The organism is Escherichia sp. XD33 (assembly GCF_019375075.1).
Lineage (GTDB): Bacteria > Pseudomonadota > Gammaproteobacteria > Enterobacterales > Enterobacteriaceae > Enterobacter > Enterobacter flexneri_A.
Genome location: NZ_JAENDM010000242.1, coordinates 1 through 780, shown reverse-complemented (window position 1 = coordinate 780; position 780 = coordinate 1). Strand labels below are relative to the sequence as shown.

Annotated in this window: 3 protein-coding genes; all 3 read left to right on the top strand. The window is 44.9% G+C overall.

Annotated elements, in window-relative coordinates; translation table 11 throughout:
- A partial coding sequence (locus tag K0778_RS26575; protein WP_213131679.1) for an IS1 family transposase occupies positions 1–158 on the top strand: 158 nt, incomplete at its 5' end.
- 330 nt (positions 159–488) lie between these two features.
- The gene (gene mokC, locus K0778_RS26570) at positions 489–641 is read left to right on the top strand and encodes a type I toxin-antitoxin system toxin MokC (RefSeq protein WP_000809168.1); all 153 of its coding nucleotides are present in this window, start codon (positions 489–491) and stop codon (positions 639–641) included.
- A gap of 77 nt (positions 642–718) precedes the next feature.
- Positions 719–780: hypothetical protein (locus K0778_RS28205; protein ID WP_223671452.1), on the top strand; the 62-nt coding region annotated here is incomplete at its 3' end.

Genomic DNA, 780 nt, shown 5'->3' with positions numbered 1-780 from the left:
TTATCAGCAAGCGTTACACTCAGCGCATTGAGCGACATAATCTGAATCTGAGACAACATCTGGCAAGGCTGGGACGGAAGTCACTGTCGTTCTCAAAATCGGTGGAGCTGCATGACAAGATCATCGGGCATTATCTGAACATAAAACACTATCAGTAAGTTGGAGTCATTACCCAATATTTCAAAAATAATCCAGCTTGTCGTCAATAATTGCGATGAAGAGATAAATTAAAGTTAAATAATTAAATCATTAAAAAATTACGCCATCAAAATGCGAGGCGTCTTCAGGATTAGAATCGATAAAACAGAATGAGTTAAAGAGAGCGATATAATAGCGGCGGGTGCTTGAGGCTATCTGTCTCAGGCATTAGCTGAACGGCAGATAGAGAAAAGCCCCGAGTGATATTTTACTATCAACCCGAGGCCCCCTATATGCAGAACACATGTAGAGTGCCTCTTACTGACCGTAAGGTCAAGGAGAAGAGAGCAATGAAGCAGCATAAGGCGATGATTGTCGCCCTGATCGTCATCTGTATCACCGCCGTAGTGGCGGCGCTGGTAACGAGAAAAGACCTCTGTGAGGTTCACATCCGAACTGGCCAGACGGAGGTTGCTGTTTTCACGGCTTACGAATCCGAGTAAGAGCAACGGCGGGGAGTGATCCCATAAGCGCTAACTTAAGGGTTGTGGTATTACGCCTGATATGATTTAACGTGCCGATGAATTACTCTCACGATAACTGGTCAGCAATTCTGGCCCATATTGGTAAGCCCGAAGAACT

Coding starts and splice junctions, on each gene's coding strand:
- mokC (WP_000809168.1), top strand. CDS start 489: ATGAAGCAGCATAAGGCGATGATTGTCGCCCTGATCGTCATCTGTATC.